This is a genomic window from Hansschlegelia zhihuaiae, from assembly GCF_004103825.1.
Classification (GTDB): domain Bacteria; phylum Pseudomonadota; class Alphaproteobacteria; order Rhizobiales; family Methylopilaceae; genus Methylopila; species Methylopila zhihuaiae.
The window spans coordinates 59,126-76,573 of sequence record NZ_RYFI01000010.1 but is presented as its reverse complement, the minus strand read 5'-3'; the positions used below and the strand labels follow the sequence as shown (position 1 = coordinate 76,573).

Below are 17,448 nucleotides of genomic sequence, written 5' to 3'. Positions count from 1 at the left end.
TCAGCGGTCGCGCTCCGGCGCGGACTCCGGCGCCCGCGTCACGCCGGCGCCGATGAGCCGCGCGACGATCGGCACCGCGAAGGACAGGGCGATGAAGCGGGCGACGTGGTGCGCGCCCACATAGGCCGGATCGAGGCCCAGCAGATAGGCGGTCAGCATCATGGCCTCGAGGCCGCCGGGCGCGAAGGCCACGAAGACCTGGCCGGCCGGCAGGCCAAGCGACCAGCCGACCCCGACCGCGAAGGCGATCCCGAGGCCCGCGGTCGCCGCGAAGGAGGCGAGCGAGGCGCGCATCAGCGCGAGGATAGCCCGCGGGGTCAGACCCGCGAAACGCGTGCCCACGATCGCGCCGAGCGCGACGAAGGTCGGCAGCGTGAGCCAGTCCGGCAGGCGGGCCGCCAGGACGCCGCTGGCGTGAAGCGCCGCGCTCGCCCCGAAGGCCCCGACCATCAGCCCGCCGGGCAGCTTGCAGGCCTTGAACAGCAGCGCGCCGGCGCCCGCCGATCCGAGGATCGCGGCCATCGCCCCGAGGCCGGCCTGCGGCGCGGTCATCAGCGGAGGCGCGTGCGCGCCCGAAACCGCGATCGCGACCGGCGCGACCGCGACCAGCACGAACACGCGGAACACCTGCACCACCGCGACCTTGCTCATGTCGGCCGAGGTGGTGGCGGCCATGGCGAGCGTCGCGCTCAGCGCGCCGGGCGGCGAGGCGTAGAAGGCGGTGACGCGGTCCCAGCCGAAGCCGCGCCGCAGGATCAGGTAGGAGGCCGCGACCATGGCCGAGACCGCGATCCCGAGCGCTGCCATGCTGCCGGGCCAGAGCGCGACGCCCCGGATGGTGTCGGGGGTCACGGCGGAGCCCATCGAGGCGCCGAGCAGCACGAAGATCACGTCGCGCAGCCGGTTCGGCAGCGGCTGCACGAGGTTGGCGAGGGAGGCGGCGCTCGTCGCCATCACGGCGCCGACCAGCCAGGGGGCCGGGAAGGCGACCGACCATGCGAGGACCGCGCCGCAGGCCGCGACGCCGAACGTGACCGCGACGTCGCGCGCTGCGGCGAGGTTCGGCTTGCGGTCTGGACTCATGATCGCCTGATCAGCCGTGCGGGCCCAAAGGTCAATCGCCGATCCGGCGGATCAGATCTGCGGGAGGCCTAGCGCTGGTCGCCCGCGCCCTTCGGTCCGTAGGCGGCGAGGAACATGTCGACGGCGCGGTCCACCAGATAAGCGATGCGCTCGCGCGACGGCGGACGTTCGCCGCCGACCAGGACGGGCATCATGACAGCGCTGTTGCAGGTCGTCAGGAACTGCCAGGCCGCGAGCTCGGCGTCTTCGATCTCGAGTTCGCCCTGCTCGATCTTGGCCCTGAGCCAGGTCGACACGCGCCGCACGCCGGCGCGGGGGCCGGCGTCGAGGAACAGCTGGCCGATCTCGGGCTTCCGCTCCGCGCAGCCGATCACCATGCGGACGGTGGAGACGTGGCTCGGCTCGACCATCGCGGCGATGAAGCTTTGCCCGAGCCGCGTCAGCACCTCGCGGACGTCGTGACTGTCGGCGTCGAGCTCGAACAGCCGCTCGGCCGTCAGCGCGCATTGCCGCTTCACGAGCGCGCCGAACAGCTCCTCCTTGCTCTCGAAATAGACGTAGAGCGTGCCCTTGGAGACCCCCGCCGCGCGGGCGATCTCGCCCATGCTCGCGGCGTCGAAGCCATGCGCCAGGAACACCTCGCGGGCGCCGTCCAGGATCTGGCGACGCTTCGCGCTGTCGAGCGCGTCGTCGCGGGGAGCTTCACCGACCTTCACCGCCTTCGGCTCATCCATCGTCGTCTGCATAGCATCTCCGCCGGTCCGGCGCAGAGCGCCCGCGCCGTCTGGCGCGACGCTCGGCGACGCCGCGGACGCTCTCGCGAGCTGCGCGCCATTGACCGAACCGTTCGGTCAATACTTAGGCGCCGGACGGCGCGATGTCCAGAATGGACATGAGGTTGCGCACGCGCTCCTTCGAGGGGAAACGGCTTGGCGGTCACAGCCGTCGGAACGTCAGATAGGTCCCGCGCCGTCCTTCGCGGATCGCCTTGGCCTCGTAGCGCGTGCCGGGCCAGCCCGGCCATGGCTCGCGCCAGTCGGCGGCGCGCTCGGCGGTCCATTCGAAATCGGGCGAACGGCGGACATGAACGAGCGTCCAGGCGACATAGCTCTCGATGTCGGACGCGAAGCGGAACGGCGCCCCGGCGCGCATGACGCGGGCGAGGCGCGCGAGGTTCCGGTCCGACACGAAGCGCCGCTTCCAGTGCCGCGTCTTCGGCCAGGGGTCGGGATACAGCAGGTCGACGCCGGAGAGGAACGCGGAGGGCAGCGCATCGAGCAGGATCGTCGCGTCGTCGGCGAACAACCGCACGTTCTTCAAGCCGAGCCGTTCGACGCCCGCCACGCCCTTCGCCATGCCGTCGACGAAGGGCTCGACGCCGATGAAGCCGACATCCGGGCGCTCCTGCGCGCGATGCAGGAGGTGCTCCGCGCCGCCGAAGCCGATCTCGAGCCGGAGTTCGGAGACCGGCGCTTCGAACAACTGCGTCAGGTCTTCGGGCAGCGCCGCGGGATCGACCGCGAGCCGCGGCAGCGCCTCGGCTACGACCCCGGCGCGTCCCGCCCGCAATTGCTTGCCGCGGCGACGGCCGAAGAAGGAGCCGTCATAACGGGGCTCTTCGCCGGTCTTCGTCATGCGCCCTCGATGCGTCGGCCTCGTGTCGCCGGAGCCGCCGCCGGCCCGAAAAGCGAAGCGCCCGGGACCAGCCCGGGCGCCGCAGTCCGTCGCGAAAGCGCCGGCTCAGCTCAGCGCGGACTTCAGGGCGTCGACGAGGTCCGTCTTCTCCCAGGTGAAGCCGCCGTCGCCGTCCGGGTCACGCCCGAAGTGACCATAGGCCGACGTGCGGGCGTAGATCGGCCGGTTGAGGTTGAGCTTCGTGCGGATGCCGCGCGGCGACAGGCTCATGACCTCGCCCAGCACCTTCTCGAGCTTGGCCTCGTCGACATTGCCGGTGCCGTGCAGATCCACATAGATCGACAGCGGGTCCGCGACGCCGATGGCGTAGGAGAGCTGGATCGTGGCGCGGTCCGCAAGATCCGCCGCGACGACATTCTTGGCGAGGTAGCGGGCGGCGTAGGCGGCCGAGCGGTCCACCTTGGTCGGGTCCTTGCCCGAGAACGCGCCGCCGCCATGCGGGGCCGCGCCGCCATAGGTGTCGACGATGATCTTGCGGCCCGTCAGCCCGCAGTCGCCGTCCGGGCCGCCGATCACGAAGGAGCCGGTCGGGTTCACGTGCCAGACGGTCTCGTCCGAGATCCAGCCCTCGGGCAGGGTCTCGCGGATATAGGGCTCGACGATGTCGCGGATGTCGCGCGAGGTCTGGTTCTCGTCGGTGTGCTGGGTCGACAGCACGATCGAGGTGACGCCGACAGGCTTGCCGCCGGCGTAGCGTACGGTCACCTGGCTCTTGGCGTCGGGCGCGAGCGTCGGCTGCTCGCCCGAATGGCGGACCTGCGCGAGACGCTCGAGGATCTTGTGGCTGTAGTAGAGCGGCGCCGGCATCAGCGAGGGCGTCTCGCGGCAGGCGTAGCCGAACATGATGCCCTGGTCGCCCGCGCCCTCGTCCTTGTTGCCCGAGGCGTCGACGCCCTGGGCGATATGGGCGGACTGCGCATGCAGGTAAACGGCGACGTCGGCCTTCTCCCAGTGGAAGCCTTCCTGCTCGTAGCCGATGTCCTTGATGGCGGCGCGGGCCGCCTCGACGATCTGCTCGGTCGTGATCGACTCGGGGCCGCGCACCTCGCCCGCGATGACGACGCGGTTGGTCGTGCACAGCGTCTCGCAGGCGACGCGGGCCTCGGGCAGCGCGCCCAGATAGATGTCGACCACCTCGTCGGAGATGCGGTCGCTCACCTTGTCCGGATGGCCTTCAGACACGGACTCGGACGTGAACAGGTAGTCAGAACGGGCCACTGGCGATCTCCCCCGACCGATCGAACGACGAAAACGTTCGGTCTACCGAACGGCGTAGTTCAATCGCAGATGGCCCGGAGCCGGTCAAGACGACCGCCCAAGCGACGCAGCGACGCGCCCGCCGGCCGGGCGCATCCGTCTTGGGCGGCTAGGACGCCTTGGCGGTCTGGTCGGCCAGGGCCGAGACCAGGTCGACGATCTTGCGCCTGACCTTGGCGTCCGCGATCCGCACGAAGGACTTGTTGAGCTGGAGCCCCTCGGTGGTGGTCAGGAAGTCGACCACATAGTCGGAGCGCGCCGCCTCGCCGAAGCCGCCCGGCTTCACATCGGAGCCCGGCGCGTCGTCGAAGAAGTAGGAAACGGGCACGCCCATCACAGTGGCGATCTGCTGCATCCGGCTTGCGCCGATGCGGTTGGTGCCCTTCTCGTATTTCTGGATCTGCTGGAAGGTGATGCCGAGCGCTTCGCCCAACTTCTCCTGGCTCATGCCGATCAAGACGCGCCGCATCCTCACCCGGCTGCCGACATGTTTGTCGACCGGGTTGGGCGTCTTCTTAATCATCACCGCTTTCTCCTCGCAACCTATCGTGCGGCGTCGCCCCCGCCGTACAACTCCTACGTTTTGCGCGCACGAAATTGACTACGAGCGCAGTTGAAGCCGCGCGTCGCGGCATGCGGCTAGATGGTCATTTCGCCTATCGCTTGTCAAACGCGCGAACGCGCAATGAATACAAGAGTCAAAAAAATCGCCGGGAAGGCGAGGTGCAGCAATCCGCCGGTCGCGGCGTACAGGGTCGGCTCGATTTTCAGCGGGAGGCGCCCGTCCACCACGCCGCGCTCGCCGAGCGCCGCCGACGCCACGACGCGGCCATAGGGATCGACGATCGCCGAGAGCCCCCCGTTGGCGGAGCGCACCAGCGGCAGCCCCTGCTCGACCGACCTGACGCGCGCCTGGGCGGCGTGCTGGTAGGGCCCCGGCGTGCGGCCGAACCAGGCGTCGTTGGTCACGTTCAGCAGGAAGTCGGGACGCTCGTCGCCCGCGATCTCCTCGGGGAAGATCGCCTCGTAGCAGACGAGCGGGCGGAAGCGCGGCCCTTGGGGCAGCGCGATCAGCGCGCGGCGGCCGCCGGTGGCGAAGCCGCCGCGCTGGCGCGTGACGGCCTCCAGTCCGAGCGATTCCAGGAAGGCCTGGAACGGCAGGTACTCGCCGAAGGGGACGAGGTGGATCTTGTCGTAGGTCGCGAGGATCGCGCCGTCCTCGCCCACCAGATGGACCGAGTTCCAGTAGTCGGCGCCCGAGCCGTCCGGGCGACGTTCGCCACGGATCGATCCGGTCGCGAGCACGGCCCCGGGCGCAAGGCTCGCGCCGATCCGGGCGAGCGCGTCCGGCGTGCGCGACAGCAGGAACGGGAACGCCGACTCCGGCCACACCACGAGCGAGGCGTCGGCGAAGCCGCGGCGCTCCGGCCCCTTGGCCTCGTCGGTCAGCGCGATATAGGCGTCCATGATGGTGTCGCGGGCGCTCTCCTGCGACTTCATGTCCTGCGGGATTTCGGGCTGGACGACGCGGATCGTCACCTTCGGATCGAAGGCCGTGTCTGACAGTCCGAGCCGGAGGCCTCCGAAGATCGCGAGCCCCGCGAGCGCGACCGCCGCCGCGACCGGCGCGCGGCGCGACGGCCTCGGATCGGCGAGCACGGCCGGCGCCGCGAAGATCGCGAGCGCGAGATAGGTGAGGCCCTCGACGCCGACCACCGATGCGAACTGGCCGAGCCAGGCCTGGTCGGCGAGCGCGTAGCCGAAGGAGTTCCACGGGAAGCCCGTGAACAGATGGCCGCGGGCGAGTTCGGCGAGGCCGAGCGAAGCCGCGAAGGCAAGCACCCGCGGCCATCCGGGCGTCCAGAGCGACCGCGCGAGCGCAAAGCCCGCGGCATGGAACAGGCCGAGGAGAGCCGGGAGACCTGCGACCGCGAAGGGCAGCAGCCATCCGAACACGTCGGCGTCGACCAGAAAGGCGGAGCCGATCCACCAGAGGCCCGCGAGGAAATAGCCGAAGCCGAACAGGAACCCGACCGCTCCGGCGGCGAGCGCGCTCCGCCAGCGGGTCTCGCCCGAGGCCCCGTCGATCAGCCACACGGCCGTGGGGAGCGTCAGGAACAGCACGGGCCAGACCGAGAAGGGCGGCATGGCGAGCGCGGAAGCGGCGCCGGCAAGCGTCGCGAGCGCGGCGCGCCGCCAGCCGCAGGCGAGCGTGGCGCGCGCGGCCAACGCCGGGACGGCCTCGGAATGACGGCTCATGCGGACCCCCGGGGCCGGCGGCTCAGGCCGCGTCGGCGGCGTCCCCGGACCTATCCGATTCGTGGGCGCGGCGCTCGGGTCCCGCCGCGATGCCCACCTCGATGACGCGCCTCGGGTCGGACGCCCTGACCGTGAGCAGATGGCCGCCCGGCCCCTCGATCTCCTCGCCCTCCGGCGGCACGCGGCCGGCGAGCGTCACCACCAGCCCGCCGATCGTGTCGACTTCGTCGGCGAAGGCCGCGACGTCGAAGCTCGGGCCGACCGCCTCGACCACCTCCTCGAGCGGCGCGCGGGCGTCGGCGACGAAGCCGCCCTCGCCGTCCGGCCGGATGCTTGCCGCGGCCTCGTCGTCGTGCTCGTCCTCGATGTCGCCGACAATCGTCTCGACCAGGTCCTCGATCGTCACGAGGCCGTCGACGCCGCCATATTCGTCGACCACCAGCGCAAGGTGGACGTGCAGCGACTGCATACGGGTCAGAAGGTCGGTCGCGGGCATCGAGGGCGGGGCGAAGATCACGGGGCGGACGACGTCGAGGTCGGCGATCCGCGCGCCGAGGTCGACGGCCGTCGGGTCGAATTTGCGGCCGCCGCCCTCTTCGTCCGCCGCGCCCTTGGCGAACAACGCGAGCGCATCCTTGACGTGGACCATGCCCTTGGGCTCGTCGAGCGAGCCCTGATGGACGGGCAGCCGCGAATGGCCGCCGTCCGCGAAGGTGAACAGCAGCTGGCCGAGCGTCACGTCGTCGGACACCGCCACGATGTCGGCGCGGTGCACCATGACGTCGTCGACCCGGGTGCCCTTCAGCGCCAGCACGTTGCGCAGCAGCGCGCGCTCCTGGGCCGAGACCGACAGGTCGTCGGCGTCCTCCTCGAGGGCCTCGGCGATGTCGTCGCGGGCCGTCGGCGTCGCGCCGAGCCCGACGAAGACCCTGAGCCGCTCCACCCAATTGTCGCGCGCCTCCGGCGCCGCCACGAAGGCGGCCCCGCGTCTGGAAGGTCGGTCGGTGGAGGTCATGGGATCTTGGGGGCCGTCGTGAGGTCAGGCCGCGGGGGCGGCGAGTTGGGCGACGTCTTGGGCGGCGTAGGGGTCGGCGATCCCGAGGCGGGCGAGCGCGCGGGTCTCGAGCGCCTCCATGGCCTCGGCTTCCGCCTCGTCGAGATGGTCGTGGCCGAAGAGGTGCAGCACGCCGTGGACGACGAGATGGGCGAGATGGCTCTCGACGGCCTTGCCCTGCTCGCGCGCCTCGCGCGCGACCGTCTCGAAGGCGAGGATCACGTCACCGAGCATCGGCGCATCGGCCATCTCGTCGGGCTCGAAGGCCGGGAATGTCAGGACGTTGGTCGGCTGGTCCTTGTCGCGCCAGGCGCCGTTGAGCTCGCGCAGGCGTTCGTCGTCGGCGAGCGTCACGGCGAGCTCGGCGTCGGGCCGCGCGACGAGGCCGGCTTCCGCGAAGGCCGCGCCCACGGCGGCCGCGACGATGCGTTCCGCGTCGGGAATGGCGTCCCACAGGTCGCTGTCGCGCACGGTCTCGAGCGCGACGGGGGTAGATCGGTCGGGGCTCATGCCGAAGAGGTCATGGCTCTAAAGATCGGGCCTTGCTGCCACATATCACGGGTTGGAGCTCGGATACGCGCCCTCGTAAGCCCGCACGATACGCGCGACAAGCTCGTGACGCACCACGTCGGCGGCCGAAAATCGCGTGACCGCGACGCCTTCGACGTTCTCGAGCAGCCCGATCGCCTCGGCGAGGCCCGAGACCTGGCCCGGCGGCAGGTCGATCTGGGTCGGGTCGCCGGTCACGATCATGCGGCTGTTCTCGCCGAGCCGCGTCAGGAACATCTTCATCTGCATCGACGAGGTGTTCTGCGCTTCGTCGAGCAGCACGACGGCGTTCGCAAGCGTCCGGCCGCGCATGAAGGCGAGCGGCGCGATCTCGATCATGCCCGACGTCATGCCGCGCTCGACCTTCTCGGGCGGCATCACGTCGTAGAGCGCGTCGTAGAGCGGACGGAGATAGGGATCGACCTTCTCCTTCATGTCGCCCGGCAGGAATCCGAGCCGCTCGCCGGCCTCGACGGCCGGGCGCGACAGGACGATGCGGTCGGCCTCGCCGCGCTCGATCAGCGCCGCGGCCCAGGCGACCGCGATGTAGGTCTTGCCCGTGCCGGCCGGGCCGGTCGCGAAGGTCAGCTCGTGGCGGGCGAGCGCGCGGATATAGGCGTCCTGCGCTGCGGTGCGGGCCACGATGGTCTTCTTGCGGGTCGAGACCTGCGCGAAGCCCGGACGGGCGAGGTCGCCCTCCGCCGGGAACAGCGAGCCCTGGCTCAGCGTCATGCGGATCGCGCCGTCGACGTCGCCGAGCGCGACCTGCTCGCCGCGCTTCACACGGTCGTAGAGGTTCTCGAGCACGCGCTTCGCCTGCTGGCAGGCGTCGGCCGGCCCGCGGAGCGCCACGTGGTTGCCCCGCACCGTCGCCTCGACGCCGAGCCGCCGCTCGAGAAAAGCGAGGTTCTGGTCGTGCCCGCCGAACAGGCTCGAGGCGTGGCGGTTGTCGTCGAACGCCATGGTGACTTCGGCGGGCGTCGGCTCCGCGCTTCTTGCGAAGCCGGGCTTGCGCGGGTTGGCCGCGCCGGCTCTCAGGGGATCGAACCCCTTGACGTTCGTCTCCGCGTTCAAGCGGTCGCCTCCGCGAATTGCCGCAAGGATTTCGGCTGCTCCGCAGGCTTCCGCGAAGCGGCGAACAGGCTGTTGGGACCGACGCCCGTGACGTCGACCTCGATCAGGTCGCCGACAGCGACCTCGCAATCCGCGATCTGCACCGGCGTCAGATAAGGCGAGCGGCCGGCCATCTGGCCGTCATGGCGCCCGACGCGTTCGACCAGCACCTCGATGGGGCGTCCGACCAACGAGCGCTGGAACGCCGCCTGGCGCGCGGCGATCAGCGCCTGAAGCCTCAGCAGCCGCTCGGTCTTGACGTCCTCGGAGACCTGGCCCTCGCGCTCGGCGGCCGGCGTGCCGGGCCGCGGGCTGTATTTGAAGCTGAAGGCCGAGGCGTAGGCCGCCTCGTCGACGATCCGCATCGTCGCCTCGAACTCGGCGTCGGTCTCGCCCGGGAAGCCGACGATGAAGTCGCCCGACAAAGCCATGTCGGGACGCGCCGCGCGGATGCGCTCGATCAGCCGAAGATAGTCGGCCGCCTTGTGCCTGCGGTTCATCGCCTTGAGCACGCGGTCGGAGCCGGACTGCACCGGCAGGTGCAGATAGGGCATCAGCTTGTCGAGATCGCGATGCGCCGTGATCAGGTCTTCGGCGAAGTCGAGCGGATGGCTCGTCGTGTAGCGCAGCCGCGCGATCCCATCGATCTCGGCCAGCCGATAGAGCAGCCGGGCGAGCGACCAGCTCCGGCCGTCGGGTCCTTCGCCGTGGAAGGCGTCGACGTTCTGGCCGAGCAGGGTGATCTCGCGCACGCCGGCCGCCGCGAGCCTCTCGGCCTCGGCGACGATCTGGCCGACCGGACGCGAGACCTCGGCGCCGCGCGTGTAGGGCACCACGCAGAAGCTGCAGAACTTGTCGCAGCCCTCCTGCACGGTCAGGAACGCCGCGACGCTCCGGCCGCGGATCGCCCTCGGCGTCGCCTCGGCCAGCCGCGCGAATTTTTCGCTGACCGCGAAATCGGTGTCGACCGGCCGCGCGCCCGCCTTGGCGCGGGCGATCAGCTCGGGAAGGTTCTGGTAGCTCTGCGGCCCGACCACGAGGTCGACCACGGGCGCGCGCTTCAGGATCTCCGCGCCCTCGGCCTGCGCGACGCAGCCCGCCACCGCCACGATCGGCGCGCGGCCGGTCTCCTGCTTCATCTTCCGGATGCGGCCGAGCTCCGAATAGACCTTCTCGGCGGCTTTCTCGCGGATGTGGCAGGTGTTCAGGACGATGACGTCGGCGTCCTCGGGCGTCTCGGTCGCGACATAGCCCTCCGGCGCGAGCGCGTCGGACATGCGCTCCGCGTCATAGACGTTCATCTGACAGCCGTAGGACCTGACGAACAGTTTTGGACTGCGGACTGTCATTCGTGGCTGTCTGTGGGCTCCATGGGGGCCGCGCCGACCGTGCCGGCTCCCTGCAGCCTTACCGCGAAAACGCCATCGAGAGAATAGCGCGGCCCGCATGACCCACACCCAAAGGGCGCACGGTTCGGCTATGAGAAGCGCAATGGCGATCCGGATCTCAGACAGGCAGGCGGCGGATCTCAGGCTCGCGGCCAAAGTGGCGGCCGCGGCCGGCGCCGCCTTCGTGCTCGCGACGCTGCTCAGCCTGCCCCAAGGCTATTGGAGCGTCATCTCGGCCCTGATCGTGGTGCAGGGGAGCCTTGGCGGCACGCTGGTCGCGGCGCAGGAGCGCGCGGTCGGCACGCTGGTCGGCGCGGTCGTGGGCGGGGCCGCGGCCTTCGTCCATCCGCATTCGCTGCTGACCACCTCGCTCACTCTGGTCTTCGTCGTCGCGGCGCTCTCCTTCGCGGCGGCCGGGCGGCCGACGCTGAAGCTCGCGCCGGTGACGGCCGCGATCCTGCTGGTCGCGACCGCCAACCAGCCGAACCAGCTTGCGGTCGCGGCCGAGCGGGTGCTCGAGGTCCTGCTCGGCTGCGTCGTCGGGATCGTGGCGACCTTCCTGATCTTCCCGAACCGGCTCGACCGCGACCTCGACCGCGAGGCGCGCTCGATCGCGGCCGATCTCGCCGCCCTGCTCCGCGGCGCGCCGACCCGCAGGCGCGACGCCGACGCGATCCACCTGCTCCTCGGCGCCCAGGACGCGATCCGCCGCAAGCTCGCGGCGCTCGAGAAGACGGTCGCGGACGCGAGGCGCGAGCCCGGCGCCAAGCTCCTGGGCGAAGCCCGCGCCTCCCTCGCCCGTACGCTGTGGCGGGTGCGGAACGACGCGGTCGCGGTCGAGCGCGCGCTCGCCGCCGCGCCGGACGTCGGCCGTCGGATCGTCGGCCCGTCGGCCGACGCCCTGATCCTCGCCGCCGCCGATCTGCTCGACGCGCTCGCCGCTCGGCGAGATCCCGCCGGCCTGCGCGCCGAGGTCGAGGCGAAGCGCGCGGCGCTCGAGGATGCCGTCGCCCACATCCGCGAGGATGGCGTTTCCGCGGACATCGACGTCGCGGCCGCCGTCCCGACGCTCGGGCTGGTCTTCGCGCTCAGGAACCTGACTGGCAATCTGGGAGACTTGGCCGACCGGCTGGGCGAGGCGCAGGACAGCGCCCCGGTCGACTGAGCCTCAGCTTACCGTGGCGCGGCCGGCGAGCAGCCATTGCGGGTCGAACCAGCGGTCGGCCTCGCCGTCATAAGGCAGGCGGTTGATGTCCCAGTGCCGGATGAAGGGGGCGTAGACGCCCCACGCCACCGGGCCTCCGCCCACGAACACCACACGGTCGGAGAACTGCGCCAGAACCTGCGCCGGGTCCATGTGGCGGCGGATGACGAACAGCGTGCGGTCGCCGCGCGCGAAATCGGGGATCGCCGAGATGGTCTTCTCGCCCGCGATCAGCACATGGTTGCGGGTGATGTCGAAGAAGCGCTCGACGTCCGCGGTGAATTCCGGTCCCGCATTGCCCTCCCAGGGCAGCAAGCCGTTGAGGCCCATCTGGCCCCTGAGGCCGATGGCGCAGATCGAGCGTACGTCGGGCATTCGGGCGCTCCCTTTCGGACGGGTGGCCTAGCGCGGTCCTCGAGCCCCCGTCAAACCTCTAACACCGGAGAGGCGATGGGGTTCGCCGGGAGCCCTCTCGGGCCGGTTCGGCTTGCGCCGCGGCTCTGACCAGAGCCGCGGCCTGCTCGGCGCTCACCGGCGCGCCGAACGCCGCGCCCTGCGCCTGCTGGCAGCCGTGGGACGCGAGATAGGCGAGTTGCTCTTCCGTCCCGACGCCGTCGGCGATGACCGAAAGATCGAGGCCGCGCCCGATGCCGATCAGCGCCTTCACCATCACGGCCGCCTGCCGGTCGCTCGTCATGGCGGCGACGTAGCTGCGGTCGATCTTGATCCGGTCGAGCTTGAGCTTGTGAAGGTTCTTGAGGTCCGAATAGCCGGTGCCGAAACGCGCCGCGACCAACGAGACCCCGGCGGCCCGCAGCGGAGTGAGCATCGCCATCGCGCTCTCCGCGTCGCGGATCAACGCGCCTTCGTCGATCTCGAGATCGAAGCGATCCGGCGGCAGTCCGCTTTCGTCGAGCGCGCCGATGACGCGCGACCCGAACGCCTGGTCCGCAAGCAAAGCGCCCGGAAGGTTGAACGCCAGCCGCGTCGGCGCCGGCCAGGCGGCCGCCTCGCGGCAGGCGTCCCGAAGCAGCCGCTCGGTCAGCCGCGACAGCAGGCCGATCTCTTCGGCGATCGGCAGGAACCGTTCCGGCTCGAGCTCGCCGCGCGCTGCGTGGCGCCAGCGCGGCAGCGCCTCGAAGCCCGCGATCCCTCCGCCGATCTCGGTCGTCGGCTGGAACCGCAGGAAGAAGTCGTCGGCGTCGAGCCCATCGGCGAGGGCGCGCTCGAGCTCCGCGCGCTCGCGCAGCCGCGCGTCCATCTCGGGCTCGAAGAACCGGATCGCCGAGCGCTTCTCCGCCTTGGCGCGGTAAAGCGCGACGTCGGCCCTGCGCAGCAGTTCGGCGGGGTCGTCGCCGTCATGGGGCGACAACGCGATCCCGATCCCGACCCCGACCGAGTGGGCCAACGCGCCGGTCATGATCGGCGTCGCCAGGCCGTCGACGACGCGCCGCGCGATGTTCGCGGCGCCCTCCGCTCCGGCGACGTTGCGGGCGAGGATCGCGAACTCGTCGCCGCCGAGGCGGGCCACGAGGTCATTGTCGCGCACAGCGCGAAGCAGACGGGATCCGACGTGGATCAGCGCCTGATCGCCCGTCGGGTGGCCGTGCACGTCGTTGATCTTCTTGAAATCGTTCAGGTCGAGCATGAACAGCGCGTGCGCCTCCGGAGCGACGGGCGCGGCCGTCAGCGCCGCCTTGAGCGCCTCGTCGAACTGCCGCCGGTTCGGAAGCCCGGTGAGCGGATCCTGAAGGGCGAGGCTCATCACCTCCTTCTCGGCTTCGATCCGCAATGCGTTCTCGCGCCGATGCTCGCGGGCGCGCCGCCACGTGTAGAAGAGCACGCCCAGCATCACGAGCGACGTCAGGATCATCAGCTCGTCGAGCTCAAGCTCCCGCTCCCTCGGAGAGAGGTCCGCCTCATGCCGGAACACGTCGACTTCGAACAGAAAAAGAGCGGCGACCGCAAGAAAGACCAGAATCATTCCGCCGTCGAAGATCTTCACGCGATTGCGCACGAGGAGTCCTTTTAGCGAAGGCATGGAGAAGCGGGCGTGATGCACGATGCGGCGTCCCTGTGCTCTGGTCGTCTTAAGCCGCCGCGGATTAAGGTTCGGTTGGCGGGGCCGTTAGGCTTTGAGAACGCCGGCTCTTGCGGCCCGGCGCGCAGACGCGTATATCCAACGTATCCAAGACATCGTCGATCGGCTCATCTGGGCCTTTCGAGGGTGGGTCCGGAAGGGCCCGCCCCAAACGCGCATTTGCTAGACCCGAGGACCATGGCTGACGCCATCACGCAGGACATCGACTCGCCGCTCGACGAACCCCGGCTCGTGACCGAGACCGGGATCGACGCGCGCGTCGCGGCGATCGTCGGGCCGACGCTGCTCGATCTTGGCTTCCGGCTGGTGCGCGTGAAGATCACCGGCCGCGACGGCTGCACGGTGCAGATCATGGCCGAGCGCGCCGACGGGACCTTCACGGTCGAGGATTGCGAGCTGGCCTCGAAGGCGATCTCGCCGGTGCTCGACGTCGAGGACCCGATCGACCGCGCCTACAATCTCGAGATGTCGTCGCCCGGCATCGACCGGCCGCTGGTCCGCGTCTCCGACTTCTCCCGCTGGGCCGGCCATCTCGCCAAGGTCGAGATGGAGGTCCCGGTCGAGGGCCGCAAGCGCTTCAAGGGCATGCTGGAAGGCGTCGAGGGCGAGCTCGCGCTGATCCGCCGCGACGACGCCAAGGCCGGCGAGCCGGCGCGCTCGAAGCTGCCGATCCGCGACGTCGGCGAGGCGCGCCTCGTGCTCACCGACGAGCTCATCCGCGAGGCGCTGAGGCGGGCCAAGGCCGCCGGCCGCGCCCCCGAAGATTCGCCTGACGTCGAGGAGACCGACGACGGGGCGGCAAAGACCGACGGCCGCAAGGCCGCGCACAAGGGACGGAGGTAACCATGGCGGTCAGCGCCAACAGGCTCGAGCTCCTGCAGATCGCCGAAGCCGTCGCCCGCGAAAAGGTGATCGACAAGGGCATCGTGCTCGAGGCCATGGAGGACGCGATCCAGAAGGCCGCGCGCTCGCGCTATGGCCAGGAGACCGAAATCCGCGCCGAGATCAATCCGAAGACCGGCGACATCCGCCTGTCGCGGCTGATGCTGGTCGTCGACCAGGTCGACAACGACAATATCGAGATCGCGGTCGAGGACGCCCGCAAGAAGAACCCGGCCGCCCAGTCCGGCGATTACATCGCCGAGACGTTGCCGCCCTTCGATTTCGGCCGGATCGCCGCCCAGTCCGCCAAGCAGGTCATCGTCCAGAAGGTCCGCGACGCCGAGCGCGACCGCCAGTACCAGGAATACAAGGACCGCATCGGCGACATCGTGAACGGGCTGGTGAAGCGCGTCGAATACGGCAACGTCGTCGCCGATCTCGGCCGTGGCGAGGCGATCGTGCGTCGCGACGAGCTGCTGCCGCGCGAGCTGTTCCGCGTGGGCGACCGCGTGCGGGCCTATGTCTACGACGTGCGGCGGGAGCCGCGCGGGCCGCAGATCTTCCTGTCGCGCACCCATCCGCAGTTCATGGCGAAGCTGTTCGCTCAGGAGGTGCCGGAGATCTATGACGGCGTGATCGAGATCAAGGCGGTCGCCCGCGACCCCGGCTCGCGCGCCAAGATCGCCGTGATCTCCCGCGATAGCTCCATCGACCCGGTCGGCGCCTGCGTCGGCATGCGCGGCTCGCGCGTCCAGGCGGTGGTGCAGGAGCTTCAGGGCGAGAAGATCGACATCATCCCCTGGTCGCCGGACGCCGCGACCTTCATCGTCAACGCGCTGCAGCCGGCGCAGGTCGTCAAGGTCGTGCTCGACGAGGACTCGGAGAAGATCGAGGTCGTGGTGCCGGACGATCAGCTGTCGCTCGCGATCGGCAGGCGTGGGCAGAATGTCCGCCTCGCTTCGCAGCTCACCGGCTGGGACATCGACATCCTGACCGAGGCCGAGGAGAGCGAGCGGCGCCAGAAGGAGTTCGTCTCGCGCTCGCAGCTCTTCATGGAGGCGCTCGACGTCGACGAGACGCTCGGCCAGCTGCTCGCGGCCGAAGGCTTCACCTCGGTCGAGGAGCTGGCCTATGTCGAGATCGCCGAGCTCGCCACCATCGAGGGCTTCGACGAGGACATGGCGGCCGAGATCCAGAACCGCGCCGTCGATCACCTCGCCCGCATCGAGGCCGAGCATGACATGAAGCGCCGCGAGCTCGGCGTCGAGGACGAACTCAAGGAGGTGCCGGGCGTGACCACCGCGATGATGGTCGCGTTCGGCGAGAACGACATCAAGAACGTCGAGGACCTCGCGGGCTGCGCCACCGACGATTTGATCGGCTGGATCGACCGCTCCGGCCCCGAGCCGCGCCGCGAGCCCGGCGCGCTCGACGGCTTCGAGTTGAGCCGCGACGAGGCCGAGTCGATGATCATGCAGGCGCGCCTCAAGGCTGGCTGGATCACCGAGGAGGACCTCGCGCCGCCGGCCGTGGAGGCCGTCGAGGGCGAGGAGCCCGCAGCCGAGCCCGCGCGGGCGTGACGGAGGACGCCGAACCGGATGACGTCGACCTCCGCCGTTCCCGCAGAGCAGCCCCCGGCGCCGGATCCGTCCGACGCCGGCGGGAGGGATGAGCGCGACGACCGTCGCGCGCCCGAGCGCACCTGCGTCGCGACGCGGACGGTCCGGCCGGCCGACGAGCTGATCCGTTTCGTCCGGGCGCCGGACGGGACGGTGGTCCCCGACCTCAAACGCGCTCTGCCGGGCCGCGGCGTCTGGGTGACGGCTTCGCAGGAGGCGGTGCGCCTCGCGGTGAAGAAGAAGGCGTTCGCCCGCGGCTTCAAGGAGGCCGCCACGGTCGATCCCGCGATTGACGAGACGGTCGGAACGCTCATGGCCAGGTCCGCGCTTGGCATGCTCGGCTTCGCCAACAAGGCGGGGCTGGTCGTGACGGGCTTCGCCAAGGTCGAGGCGGCGCTCGCGAAGGAGCAGGTGATCGCGCTCGTGGAAGCGAGCGACGCGAGCGAGGACGGCGTGCGCAAGCTGCGGCAGGCCGCGACCCGTCTCGGTCGGTCCGCAGAGCTGCGGGTCGTGCGCCTTTTCGACGGTCCCGAATTGGACTTGGCGTTGGGGCGGTCGAATGTGGTACATGCTGCGCTGCTCGCAGGCCCCGTCAGCGCAGCCTTTCTGGCGCGATGCGACGCGTACGCGCGCTATCTTGGCATGAAAGAAGGGTCCGGCCCGGCGGAGAACGCCCGGCCGTCGAGCACAGGTTCGGGCGGGACGCCCGAGAGAACGGACAGGGCATGACGGATAACAAGACGACCGGCGACAAGACTTTGACGGCTTCCCCGAAGACGCTGACCCTCAAGCGTCCGTCGGAGTCCGGCATGGTGCGCCAGAGCTTCAGCCATGGCCGCACCAACGCGGTCGTGGTCGAGAAGGTGAAGCGCCGGATCCTGACGCCGGGCGAGAGCAAGCCAGCCGCCGCTCAGCCGAGCGCGCCGCAGCGGCCCGCGGCGCCCGCGGCGCCGGCTCCGCGCCAGGAGGCCGCGCCCGCGCGCCCCGCCGCCCCGCCGCGCGCCGCCGCCAGCGGCATGGTGCTGCGGACGCTGACCTCCGACGAGATGGGGGCCCGCGCTCAGGCGCTCGCCGGCGCCAAGGCGCGCGAGGCCGAAGACCGCAAGCGCGCCGAGGACGACGCCCGCGCCCGGATCATCCGCGAAGCCAATGAGGAGCGCGAGCGCCTCGCCGCCGAGGCCCGCAAGCGCGAGGAGGAGTCCCGCCGCCAGCAGGAGGAGGAGGCCCGCCGCCGTTCCGAGGCC

General features: G+C 70.6%; 17 protein-coding genes. 5 read left to right on the top strand and 12 right to left on the bottom strand.

What is annotated here, in order from left to right; genetic code table 11:
* From EK403_RS11600 to miaB, 10 genes are all read right to left on the bottom strand, one after another.
* The gene (locus EK403_RS11600; RefSeq protein ID WP_128777656.1) at positions 1–1,083 is read right to left on the bottom strand and encodes an AbrB family transcriptional regulator; all 1,083 of its coding nucleotides are present in this window, start codon (positions 1,081–1,083) and stop codon (positions 1–3) included.
* A 68-nt stretch (positions 1,084–1,151) separates the two neighbouring features.
* Positions 1,152–1,829, bottom strand: coding sequence for a TetR/AcrR family transcriptional regulator (locus tag EK403_RS11595; RefSeq protein WP_128777655.1), 678 nt, complete (start codon positions 1,827–1,829; stop codon positions 1,152–1,154).
* 190 nt (positions 1,830–2,019) lie between these two features.
* The gene (trmB, locus tag EK403_RS11590; protein ID WP_128777654.1) at positions 2,020–2,718 is read right to left on the bottom strand and encodes a tRNA (guanine(46)-N(7))-methyltransferase TrmB; all 699 of its coding nucleotides are present in this window, start codon (positions 2,716–2,718) and stop codon (positions 2,020–2,022) included.
* A 105-nt stretch (positions 2,719–2,823) separates the two neighbouring features.
* The gene (gene metK / locus EK403_RS11585; RefSeq protein WP_128777653.1) at positions 2,824–3,996 is read right to left on the bottom strand and encodes a methionine adenosyltransferase; all 1,173 of its coding nucleotides are present in this window, start codon (positions 3,994–3,996) and stop codon (positions 2,824–2,826) included.
* Between the two features lie 148 nt (positions 3,997–4,144).
* On the bottom strand, positions 4,145–4,558 hold the full coding sequence (locus EK403_RS11580) for a helix-turn-helix domain-containing protein (protein WP_128777652.1): 414 nt from the start codon (positions 4,556–4,558) through the stop codon (positions 4,145–4,147).
* A 143-nt stretch (positions 4,559–4,701) separates the two neighbouring features.
* Positions 4,702–6,294: an apolipoprotein N-acyltransferase gene (gene lnt / locus EK403_RS11575; RefSeq protein ID WP_128777651.1), complete on the bottom strand. Its 1,593-nt coding sequence runs from the start codon at positions 6,292–6,294 to the stop codon at positions 4,702–4,704.
* Between the two features lie 22 nt (positions 6,295–6,316).
* Positions 6,317–7,309, bottom strand: a complete 993-nt coding sequence (locus tag EK403_RS11570; protein ID WP_128777650.1) for a CBS domain-containing protein — start codon at positions 7,307–7,309, stop codon at positions 6,317–6,319.
* 24 nt (positions 7,310–7,333) lie between these two features.
* The gene (gene ybeY / locus EK403_RS11565; RefSeq protein WP_128777649.1) at positions 7,334–7,858 is read right to left on the bottom strand and encodes an rRNA maturation RNase YbeY; all 525 of its coding nucleotides are present in this window, start codon (positions 7,856–7,858) and stop codon (positions 7,334–7,336) included.
* A 45-nt stretch (positions 7,859–7,903) separates the two neighbouring features.
* Positions 7,904–8,860 (bottom strand): PhoH family protein, encoded by a 957-nt coding sequence (locus EK403_RS11560; protein ID WP_128777744.1) that lies wholly within the window; start codon positions 8,858–8,860, stop codon positions 7,904–7,906.
* 107 nt (positions 8,861–8,967) lie between these two features.
* Positions 8,968–10,359 carry a tRNA (N6-isopentenyl adenosine(37)-C2)-methylthiotransferase MiaB gene (miaB, locus tag EK403_RS11555; RefSeq protein ID WP_128777648.1) on the bottom strand — a complete coding sequence of 464 codons (1,392 nt, stop codon included), beginning with the start codon at positions 10,357–10,359 and terminating at the stop codon, positions 8,968–8,970.
* 142 nt (positions 10,360–10,501) lie between these two features.
* Between miaB and EK403_RS11550 the strand changes: the two genes are divergently transcribed.
* Positions 10,502–11,563, top strand: coding sequence for an FUSC family protein (locus tag EK403_RS11550; RefSeq protein ID WP_128777647.1), 1,062 nt, complete (start codon positions 10,502–10,504; stop codon positions 11,561–11,563).
* A gap of 3 nt (positions 11,564–11,566) precedes the next feature.
* Here the strand turns inward: EK403_RS11550 and EK403_RS11545 are convergent, their stop codons facing one another.
* Complete coding sequence (locus tag EK403_RS11545; protein WP_128777646.1) at positions 11,567–11,977, bottom strand: diacylglycerol kinase; 411 nt, start codon at positions 11,975–11,977, stop codon at positions 11,567–11,569.
* A gap of 58 nt (positions 11,978–12,035) precedes the next feature.
* Positions 12,036–13,619, bottom strand: a complete 1,584-nt coding sequence (locus EK403_RS11540; protein ID WP_164919580.1) for a putative bifunctional diguanylate cyclase/phosphodiesterase — start codon at positions 13,617–13,619, stop codon at positions 12,036–12,038.
* A 261-nt stretch (positions 13,620–13,880) separates the two neighbouring features.
* On the opposite strand from EK403_RS11540, the gene rimP reads away from it, so the two are divergent.
* From rimP to EK403_RS23120, 4 genes are all read left to right on the top strand, one after another.
* A complete protein-coding gene (rimP, locus tag EK403_RS11535; protein WP_128777644.1) occupies positions 13,881–14,546 on the top strand; it encodes a ribosome maturation factor RimP in 666 nt (221 codons plus the stop codon).
* Between the two features lie 2 nt (positions 14,547–14,548).
* Positions 14,549–16,165, top strand: coding sequence for a transcription termination factor NusA (gene nusA / locus EK403_RS11530; protein ID WP_128777643.1), 1,617 nt, complete (start codon positions 14,549–14,551; stop codon positions 16,163–16,165).
* A gap of 18 nt (positions 16,166–16,183) precedes the next feature.
* A complete protein-coding gene (locus tag EK403_RS11525) occupies positions 16,184–16,933 on the top strand; it encodes an RNA-binding protein (protein ID WP_128777642.1) in 750 nt (249 codons plus the stop codon).
* On the top strand, positions 16,930–17,448 hold a 519-nt coding region (locus EK403_RS23120; RefSeq protein WP_245479654.1), incomplete at its 3' end, for a translation initiation factor IF-2 associated domain-containing protein. The genes EK403_RS11525 and EK403_RS23120, both read left to right, overlap by 4 nt.